This is a genomic window from Calderihabitans maritimus (assembly GCF_002207765.1).
Lineage (GTDB): Bacteria > Bacillota > KKC1 > Calderihabitantales > Calderihabitantaceae > Calderihabitans > Calderihabitans maritimus.
Genome location: NZ_BDGJ01000122.1, coordinates 1 through 9,579, shown reverse-complemented (window position 1 = coordinate 9,579; position 9,579 = coordinate 1). Strand labels below are relative to the sequence as shown.

Genomic DNA, 9,579 nt, shown 5'->3' with positions numbered 1-9,579 from the left:
ATGGGCATTATGTACTAAACGATCTAGAATGGCATCAGCCACTGTAGGGTCTCCCAGTATCTCATGCCAGTGCTCTATGGGCAACTGGCTAACAATGATTGTGGAACTTAAATGATTGCGGTCTTCAATTACCTCCAGGATCTCCCGTCCTTCATCCGCGGATAAAGGAGTTAATCCCCAATCATCCAAAATTAACAGGTCGAGTTTCAAAAGCTGATGCAAAAGTTTTGAATATGTACCATCCCCTTTAGACATTTTCAGATCCGTAAGGAGCCTGGGTACCCTAAAGTAGCGGGTGCTGTATCCCTTACGACAGGCAGCGTTGCCCAAAGCGCAAGCAAGTAGGTTTTTCCCACACCGGTAGGCCCGGTGATAATGGTAGCCTTGTTCAGGATGGGGCCGTGAATCTAAAATCTTTTTCACCAGTTCGGCAGTGTTTGGGCCAATAGTCTCTGACCAGTGAATGAGCCTGGAAGGCGTCCGCTCCAGGTACTTCTGATGGGTACGGGGCAGGTGTTTGGGTTTAAGGAAATAAAACAGAAGTTGCAGCAAATTGCTCTTAAAGCTTTGGGATTAGAAAGGAATGAGAGGCTTTTACAGGAAGGCTTACAGGAACTTGCTGCCTTAGAAAACGAATTAACTCCTATTATGATAAATCAAATCAAATTTGCTCCTACGGATTTAATAATAAAATTATATGAGTTAGAAAATATGACTTTGGTAATTAAAGCAGCAATAATAGCTGCTTTGGCGAGAACCGAAAGTAGAGGGGCTCACTACCGACTTGACTATCCGAAGAAGGAGAGTAGTTGGTTGAAAAATATCACCGTCTAACTAGTAAATGGGGAACTAAAAGTAAGGTAAACCCCTGTTAATTTCTTTTATCTAAAACCGAAAACTAATTCTGACAAAAGTTAAATGCTTACTTATCATCAAGGAATGAAAGATATAAGATTAGTTAATTAAAAAGGCAGGAAAAAATTTTTGAATGAAGAAATTTATTATTTAAGGTATGACCACATACAACTTACCAAATGTTTTTAGAATTAAATAATGTACAGAGAGCCAGAACGCTTAAAACAATTTATATCAAATATGTAATATAATGGTAATTATTTCTAAGTTTCCTCTTAATATAACAGCTATAATTTCAGAATCTATAGTTTCTAAGCAGCCAAACTGTGTTTGGCTTTGGCCGTAAGAAAAATTGTTTCATCATATGGCTTATAGTTTTTCCACATAGCAAAGATAATTCTCACCCAGATATTGGCTAAAGCCCGTACAGCTTCATGATGCGATTTACCCTGAGAACGCTTTTTATCGTAGTATTCGCGCGACCAGCCAACCCACCGTACTGTCTGATAAGCAAATAAATGCAGAGTATTACGGAAGGGTTTTACGCAAGATCTTCGTCTTCTCGCAAAGCGATATTTACCACTTTGATACAGCACCGGTGAAGTTCCAGCCAGTGCTTGTACTACGGAAGCGTTTAGAAAGCGTTCTCTGTCATCTCCCCACTCCGCCAGCAGTCTTGGGGCTTCGGGAAAGACGACTCTCGTATAGGCAGTCGAACTGACCAGGAGGAGATAGTCTTTTCCCGAAAAACTTAGCTTTCTATCATTTTATTACGTTGGCATGAAGGATTTTGCCTTCTTGCTATAAACCATTTTAACAGATAAGGGGGTGTTATTTGGTAATAAAAATTTTTAGCAAAATTAAATATATTATAACATTTTTTAGGAGGTGGATTAATTTATGAAAACTGTAACTGTTGATTATGGGCTTTATTCAGTTATTGAGGAAACGGCAAAAAGTCTTTATATTAAAGCTCTTAAAGATTTACCCCCTGATGTGCGGCAGGCTCTTCAAAATGCTTATGAAATAGAAGAGGAAGAAAATCCAAAGAAGATTTTATCTACCATGCTGGAGGCTATTAAAATATCGGATAATAAGCAATGTTTGCTTTGCCAGGATACGGGTATTCCTCTTTATTTTATAAAAATAGGTAGCCGGCTTAATATTGATATTCCACGTCTACAGAAAGCCATTATTCGTGGCACTGAAAGAGCTACGGTTGAGCATCCATTACGTTCCAGTGTATGTCATCCCATAAAAAGGACCAATCATCAAACCAGTACGGGTTATCGTATTCCTTTAATTAATTTGGATTTTGTTGAAGATGGTGACAATCTGGAAATTTTAATGGTACCTAAGGGTTCTGGTTCTGAGAATATGAGTTTTCTTAAGATGTTAATTCCAGCGGAAGGTATTCGGGGTGTTAAAAAATTCATTATTGATAGCGTGCTAGAAGCAGGCGCTAATCCTTGTCCGCCGTTTGTAATAGGTGTAGGATTGGGTGGTACGTCCGATCTTTGTGTTAAGCTGGCCAAGTTAGCAGCCGTGACTCGTCCCTTAGATTCACGCCATGAGGATCCTGATATTGCAGCTTTAGAAGAAGAATTACTAGAAGCAGTTAATCAATTAGGCATTGGTCCTATGGGTTTGGGAGGAAAGACTACGGCCTTGGCTTTAAATATAGAATACGCTTACACTCATATAACCCAGAATCCAGTAGCTGTAAATATTCAGTGCTGGCCGGCAAGACGAGCCAGGGCTAAGATTGATGTCAATGGTAAAGTGGAATTCGGATATTAAGCTAGAGTGTCAAATAAAGGAGGGATAACTATGGCTGAGTATAGATTGACTACGCCCTTATCGGAAGAAGAAGTTCGTAAGTTGAAGATTGGTGATACGGTGTTTTTGGAAGGGACTATTTTTGGGATAAGAGATGCCAATTTAATCCGTATTTTTGAAAATAATGTTCCCCCTCCAGTCGATTTTACCGGAGCTGCTTGTATTCATACGGCACCTAACGTACGCAAGGTAAACGGTGGGTATGAAAAAGTATGTATCGGAACTACTACCAGTTCTCGAATGGATCGGTTTACTCCTGGATTAATGGGTAAATATGGAGTGAGAGCAATTATTGGTAAAGCAGGAATGATGGAAGCCAGTATGGAGGCCATGAAAAAATATGGCGGGTGTTATCTGGCTATTGTAGGAGGAGCTGCTTCTTGGGAGACTGAAAAAATTCAAGCCATCGAAGGAGTTTGGTGGGAAGATTTAATGCCAGAAGCTATTTGGAAGTTTCGGGTTAAGGATTTTGGTCCCCTTATTGTAGCAATGGATGCGGAAGGCAATAATATGTATTATCAGATAAAAGCCCGGGCACGCGAAAAACTTGCGGATATTTATAAGAGGCTGGGAATTTAAATGATATTTTCGTAGGGTGGGTATTTATAACGATAGGAAGAAGCCCGCCCTACGAAATTAAGTTTTTATATAGTTTTGTATGTTTTTTAAATTAAAGAAAGTATATCAAAAGAGATGCAAAAAGGCTAAAAGTTATTGTCGTTAAAACGATATCTCCAAAATTTAAACTTCCTCGCGAATTTTTTTTACTTCTAAATAAAAAATATAAAAATATAAAAGCAGGAAAAAAAACTTTTTTCGCGAAATATAATTTATAACATGTATGACCACATACCATTAAGCTATAATTTGCAAATGTGGAGAAGGAAATTCTTTAATAAGCTAACTGCGGGAAGAGGAGTTGAGAATAGAAAATAAATTGTTAAGGAGGTGTTAATCGAAAAAGTAGGTAGGAGTTAATCCATCAATCTTTCAATTCAAATTTTAGGGGGTGACTATATATGAGTTCAATAAATGGTAAAAATGTACCTACAGTGATTAAACGAGATGTTTGGGAACAGATTCAGACGGGGATGTGGGCGTGGCTTATTCAGAGAATAACATCGATTATATTAATAGTACTTTTACCTTTAAAATATTATACTGGATATGTATTGATAGGAGGTATAGGAGGAAACAAAGCATGGGCCGCTGATTTTCATTCCAGTGCGATTGTAGATGGCTTGTTATTGTTAGCTGTTATATTTCATGCTTTATATGGTTTGCGTGTTATTCTTATTGATTATGGTTGGGTAAAACAAGCTAAAACTCTTTTTAAGGTATTTACAGCAATAGGAATTGTGACTTATTTAGCTGTACTGTTTTTTGTAATTTTATAAGAGGGGGAGTGAGTTAAAGTGCCCCAAGTCCTCATAAAAGTATTTCGGTGCAATCCAAAAATAAGCACGGAAACAAAGTGGGATACGTTTTATGTTGAGACATACAAAAACATGACCGTACTTGACGCCTTGTTCGAAATTTTACGGGCAAAAGATGCTACGGTTTCTTTCCGTTGTTCGTGTAGGTTAGGTATGTGCGGTTCTTGCGCTATGGTAATTAATGGTAAAGAAAGATTGGCCTGCAGAACCAAAGTGGCAGATTTGGGTGATACAATAACAGTAAAACCGTTGAACAATCTTCCGATAATAAAGGACCTAGTGGTTGATATGGAGCCCTTTTTTCAGAAATATGAAAGTATCATACCATACTTTATTGGTAAGGATGATGAAGTGGCTAAAACTCCGTCCCGGTCTCCAGCTAGACGCCTTATTGATGATATGTTAGATTGCATTACATGCGGAGCATGTTATTCTGCTTGTTCTATGGTGGCTTTTGATAAAGAGTATTTAGGTCCTGCGGCACTAAATAGAGCTTATTGTTTGTTGGCTGATGACCGTGATGCAGCTTTCGAAGAAAGGTTTAGGCGGATAAATCATGAACATGGAATTTGGCGTTGTCATACCCAATTTGACTGTATGGAGGTATGCCCTAAAAACATTATTCCTACGTGGTCTATCCAGCAGCTGAAAAACGAAGCTGTACTAAGAGGACTTTCACGCTATAGAAAAATAGAGGAAGGGAGGGGAGCACCAATGGGAGAGGAGATGGCAGGGCGACAACAAAGGAATAATCAAAGAGAGAAACAAAAATTGGAGATAAATTCGAAAGGTCACGGATTAGAGGGGAAACGGAATTTTTCTAAGGAAACTACGGATGAAGCTTCGGAAAAGGCAGTTAGCCGCAAGGAATTTCTTAAAAAGGTAGCATTAAGTTTAGTAGGAATAACTTCAATTTCTCCTTTATTAATAGGTATTAGAAGTACTCTTTCTCCTGTAACTGTATCTGAGGCGAAGCAACCTTGGATTTCGTTAGGAGATATTAATCAGTACGAAGAAGGCAAGCCTACGTTAACTACTTTTGAGCATCCATTGAAGTCTGGAAAATCTATTCGGAGATCCGTTTATGTACTAAGGGAGAGTAACGAAGTTGTAGTATACGATGCGGCATGTACTCACTTGGGTTGCCCAGTTCGCTGGAACGAAGAAGCTCAAATGTTTTTTTCACCGTGCCACGGAGGGGTTTTTAATAAGAAAGGTGAGGTTGTTGCTGGTCCTCCTCCTAGACCTTTAGATCGCTATGAATGCGAAGTCAGAAATAACGAGCTTTTTATTAAAGATTTTCTCCGCGCTTGAGGAGGGAACTAAGATGCGGAAGTTATGGATTTGGTTAGAAGAACGGACTGGGATAGGACCACAAATAAATTATATATTATACCGCAGGCTTCCTAGAGGAATAGGTTGGTTTCATACCCTCGGAAGTGCCACTTTGTTTTTAATTTTCCTGCAGGTGATCACAGGGCTGTTTTTAACACTTTATTATGTTCCTTCTGCTGACGAGGCCTATGAAAGTATTCTATTTATAGAGGGAGAGATCCAGTGGGGTTCAATAATTAGAGGTATACATTTCTGGTCAGCAAACTTTTTGATAGTTATAGTATTTTTGCATATGCTAAGGGTTATTATTTGGGGTGCTTATAAACGACCTAGAGAATTAACCTGGTTCGTAGGAGTAATAATCCTGGGTATCATATTAGCTTTAAGTTTTACGGGTTATCTCTTGCCATGGAATCAAAAAGCCTATTGGGCTACGGTGGTAGGGACTGAGATACTAGGGACTATCCCGGTTGTTGGTTCTTTTATAAAAGAAGCGGTAAGAGCCGATACGGTAGTGGGACCATTAACCTTGACCCGGTTTTTCAGTCTACACGTTCTTTGGCTACCAGGACTACTTATGATATTGATTATAATACATGTGGCTTTAGTTATTAGGCATGGGATAGCGGAACCACCACCAAAATCTTTTTTACGCACGTATTCTCAGTTGAAGGGGTCTGCTTTTTTCCCAGATCACGTGTTGAAGGATGCTTTGGTTAGCGTAGGTTTGTTTATAGTAATAATGTACCTAGCTATTACAGTTGGAGCAGAAGTAGGAGAGCCGGCAGATCCTGCAACGGTGAACGTGGTCCCTAAACCAGAATGGTATTTCATGTTTTTTTATAAGCTCCTTTGGTTTTTCCCGGGAAAATTCGAAGTAGTGGGAACCTTTTTAATTCCTGTAATAATTGGTTCAGTTTTGTTTCTATTACCTGTACTCGATAGAGGTCCGGGGAGGCATTTATTCCAACGTCCGGTGGTAGTTGGTGTAACGGGTATCTTGGTTGCATCTATTGTGTACCTTACTATATTAGGATTGACCACACCCAAACCACCAGGGACGGTAGAGATTTTTGAAAAAACAGAGCTTCCCGAGGCGGTAGTTGCGGGTTACGAGGTTTATACCAAATATGGGTGTGCAGCTTGTCATGTCGTACGAGATGTCGGTGTTCCAGTAGGACCGCGGTTAGATTCTAAGAGATGGATAAGGCGCTCCGAGGAATATCTAGAGAAAATTCTTGCAGATCCCAAACTTATTAATCCGAGATACGAAATGCCGCGTTATGAAGATATTATGTCAAAAGAAGAAAGGCAGGAGTTAATCAAATTTATTAGATTTTTGGAGCAGAGCTAACAGGGAGGGAGATTATTTATGGAAGAGCTGGTTACTGATATTCTGATATTGGGAAGTGGCGGAGCGGGACTATTTGCGGCTTTACAAAGTGCGGATGCAGATCCTAGGATTTCCGTTACGCTGGTCACGAAGGGATTGGTAGGTAAAAGTGGTTGTACAAGGATGGTGCAAGGTGGTTATAACGTGGTGTTAAATCCCAGAGATTCTTTAGAACTTCACTTTAAGGATACCTTAAAAGGTGGCCAGTTTATTAATGATCAAGAATTAGCGTGGCTTCTGGTATCTAATGCTCCCAGGACCGTACGTGAATTAGAAACGAAGGTAGGATGTTTCTTTGACCGCGATGAACATGGGAACATCCATCAAAAACCGTTTGCCGGTCAGTCCTTTGATCGTACTGTACATCGCGGGGATTTGACAGGAATAGAGATAATTTCGCGTTTAAGGGAACAAGTTTTTCGTCGGCAAAATATCAAGGTAATAGAAGAATGTAGGGCAATAGATCTAGTAACTAACTCGGAAGGCACAAGAATAGCAGGTGCTGTACTGTTAGATATTCGAACTGGGCAGTTTTTATTAGTTCGGGCTAAGGCGATACTGGTTGCCACAGGCGGTGGGGCCAGAATGTATAAAATTTCTGCTCCCTCCATGGAAAAATCAGGGGATGGAGTAGCTATGGCTTATCGTGTAGGTGCGGTATTGATGGATATGGAGATGCTCCAGTTTCATCCAACTGGATTGCTGGCAGGTAATTCCCGTTTACGTGGAAGTGTGTTGGAGGAAGGTTTACGAGGTGCGGGCGCCTATCTTTTTAATGCTAAAGGCGAACGCTTCATGGAAAGATATGATCCAGAGAGGAAAGAACGGTCAACGAGAGACGTAGTAGCCAGATCAAGTTATATGGAAATTTTAGGAGGAAGAGGTACTCCAGATGGAGGAGTATATTTAGATATGTCTCATCTTGGGGCCGAATTTGTAGAAACTAACTTTCCTGGTATGGTGGAAAGGGTTAGAGAGATAGGTAAAGATTTGGCGCGTGAACCTATTGAGGTGTCTCCGACGGCTCACTTTCACATGGGTGGAATACGGATTAATTTGAATTGCCAGTCGAATATAGAAGGATTATTTGCAGCTGGTGAGGATGCGGCCGGTGTACATGGGGCTAACCGGTTAGGTGGTAACGGTGTTGCTGAATCTACAGTATTTGGAATTTTATCAGCGGAAAGAATGGTTGATTATATTAAAGATGTAAGTTCTCCATCTTCATATTCTCAAAAGCAAGTAGAAGAAATAATCGAACGAGCCATCAAGCCATTCAAGCTTGAAGTAAATAATAGCGAAAGTCCGTTTGCTTTAAGGGAAGAAATTGAGGAAATGATGTGGCAAAAAGTTGGGGTGGTTCGAAATGGTAACCATTTAAAAGAGGCATTAGAGGAACTTAATGTGTTTGAAGAAAGGCTTGAAAAGATTGCAATTTCTGGACCTAAGGAATATAACGTTGCATGGAATGAGGTTCTTAATTTACGGAACATTTTAATTATTGCCAAGGCTACAGCGTTAAGTGCTTTATTGCGAACAGAAAGTAGAGGCTCTCATTATCGTGAGGACTTTCCGCATACAGATAAAGAATGGTTTAAAAATATTTGTTTACAGAAGAATGGAGAGAACGAATTTAAAGTTTTTGAACAACCGGTTAACTTTACACGAATGAAACCCGAAGATGTTTTAAATTAACGAACAAACTTTTTTAACTAAAGTACAAAGGATTATTGATGGAAAAAGCACGGTCCCTTGGGATAAGAGTTATTAAAATTAGTAGCGGTAATAATCGATAAAAGGCATCTTGATTTCTTAATTTACAAACTAATTGATAAAATTTTTAAAGACACACGGTAAAAAGTCAAGGGCGAAAAAATGGGAGTCCGTGTCAAGATTCAGTAGGTGCACAAGAAAATTTTATCTTTAAGAGACCTCACCTTCTAAAACATTAACTTTACGACGTCGGCCTTGACAGCCACCCCGCAGGTGGTAGAACATGGACACCGACGGGGCGGCTCCGGGGAACAGGTACCGACAATATACGCGCCCCGTCTCAAAAACCATGGTACCACCTGCGGGGTTCCCGGCTGTCAAGGCTCCCCTCACAGCGCCGCCTTTTAGACCCTCTGGGGCTCACCAGGGAACAGCTAGCACAAAAGACCAGAAAGGTTGCTACGGGTAAGTTCCCGTAAAACATACTTAATCCACGGCCGGTCGGCAAAAGGACTCTTTAATGCCGGAACAGATGCCTGCAGCCATTTTTCTATATCTACTGTGTTTGTGTTTTGGTCTTCCACCGGCGCATGCTTCGCAACTTCTTTCAATTTCCGCTGTTTAATGGGCCAGCGGTAAGTATAATTACCAAGCTCACCGTTTGCCTTAGCGGCCAAAACACGAGCCATCCGGTCTCCTCCGGAGATTGTCCATCTGGCTCCCAGCCGTTTCATCCGCCGGGCTACATTGTGTTGTATCTGCCCCTCAATGGCACCCAGACGTTTCGCCCCCGGCGAGGCTACGATCCCCGCCCAGTTTTCCTCAAGATAACGCAAAAGCTTGGTGATCCTCTTTTTCCGGTTGCCTCTGGTCTTTCTTGCTGCTTCCGTAAGACTCATCTTTGACAGTTAATCCTCAAAATCAATGACCCGAAAACCGGAAACCCTTGAAATGACTGAGGTGGATTTTTACAAATCCTAAACCGTGGTGCCACAGATTCCAGGATAT

7 protein-coding genes and 3 pseudogenes are annotated in these 9,579 nt (G+C 40.6%); 7 read left to right on the top strand and 3 right to left on the bottom strand.

Annotated elements, in window-relative coordinates:
• Positions 1–377 (bottom strand): annotated as a pseudogene (locus KKC1_RS10465) (ATP-binding protein); the annotation flags it as partial.
• A gap of 166 nt (positions 378–543) precedes the next feature.
• Between KKC1_RS10465 and KKC1_RS10460 the strand changes: the two are divergent.
• A complete protein-coding gene (locus KKC1_RS10460) occupies positions 544–834 on the top strand; it encodes a hypothetical protein (RefSeq protein ID WP_192868194.1) in 291 nt (96 codons plus the stop codon).
• A 332-nt stretch (positions 835–1,166) separates the two neighbouring features.
• On the opposite strand, the pseudogene KKC1_RS17565 reads toward KKC1_RS10460, so the two are convergent.
• Positions 1,167–1,538: pseudogene (locus KKC1_RS17565) on the bottom strand (transposase); the annotation flags it as partial.
• A 217-nt stretch (positions 1,539–1,755) separates the two neighbouring features.
• On the opposite strand from KKC1_RS17565, the gene KKC1_RS10450 reads away from it, so the two are divergent.
• From KKC1_RS10450 to KKC1_RS10425, 6 genes are all read left to right on the top strand, one after another.
• On the top strand, positions 1,756–2,655 hold the full coding sequence (locus tag KKC1_RS10450) for a fumarate hydratase (protein ID WP_088554407.1): 900 nt from the start codon (positions 1,756–1,758) through the stop codon (positions 2,653–2,655).
• 30 nt (positions 2,656–2,685) lie between these two features.
• The gene (locus KKC1_RS10445; protein ID WP_088554406.1) at positions 2,686–3,273 is read left to right on the top strand and encodes a FumA C-terminus/TtdB family hydratase beta subunit; all 588 of its coding nucleotides are present in this window, start codon (positions 2,686–2,688) and stop codon (positions 3,271–3,273) included.
• Positions 3,274–3,713: 440 nt separating this feature from the next.
• Entirely contained in the window at positions 3,714–4,091 is a 378-nt protein-coding gene (locus tag KKC1_RS10440) for a succinate dehydrogenase, hydrophobic membrane anchor protein (RefSeq protein ID WP_088554405.1), read from the top strand.
• 18 nt (positions 4,092–4,109) lie between these two features.
• The gene (gene sdhB, locus KKC1_RS10435) at positions 4,110–5,444 is read left to right on the top strand and encodes a succinate dehydrogenase iron-sulfur subunit (protein ID WP_088554404.1); all 1,335 of its coding nucleotides are present in this window, start codon (positions 4,110–4,112) and stop codon (positions 5,442–5,444) included.
• A 13-nt stretch (positions 5,445–5,457) separates the two neighbouring features.
• Positions 5,458–6,819, top strand: a complete 1,362-nt coding sequence (locus tag KKC1_RS10430) for a cytochrome b N-terminal domain-containing protein (RefSeq protein ID WP_192868193.1) — start codon at positions 5,458–5,460, stop codon at positions 6,817–6,819.
• 18 nt (positions 6,820–6,837) lie between these two features.
• A complete protein-coding gene (locus KKC1_RS10425) occupies positions 6,838–8,553 on the top strand; it encodes an FAD-binding protein (protein WP_088554402.1) in 1,716 nt (571 codons plus the stop codon).
• Between the two features lie 452 nt (positions 8,554–9,005).
• Here KKC1_RS10425 and KKC1_RS10420 read toward each other — a convergent pair.
• A pseudogene (locus KKC1_RS10420) lies at positions 9,006–9,464 on the bottom strand (ISLre2 family transposase); the annotation flags it as partial.
• Positions 9,465–9,579: the final 115 nt, after the last annotated feature.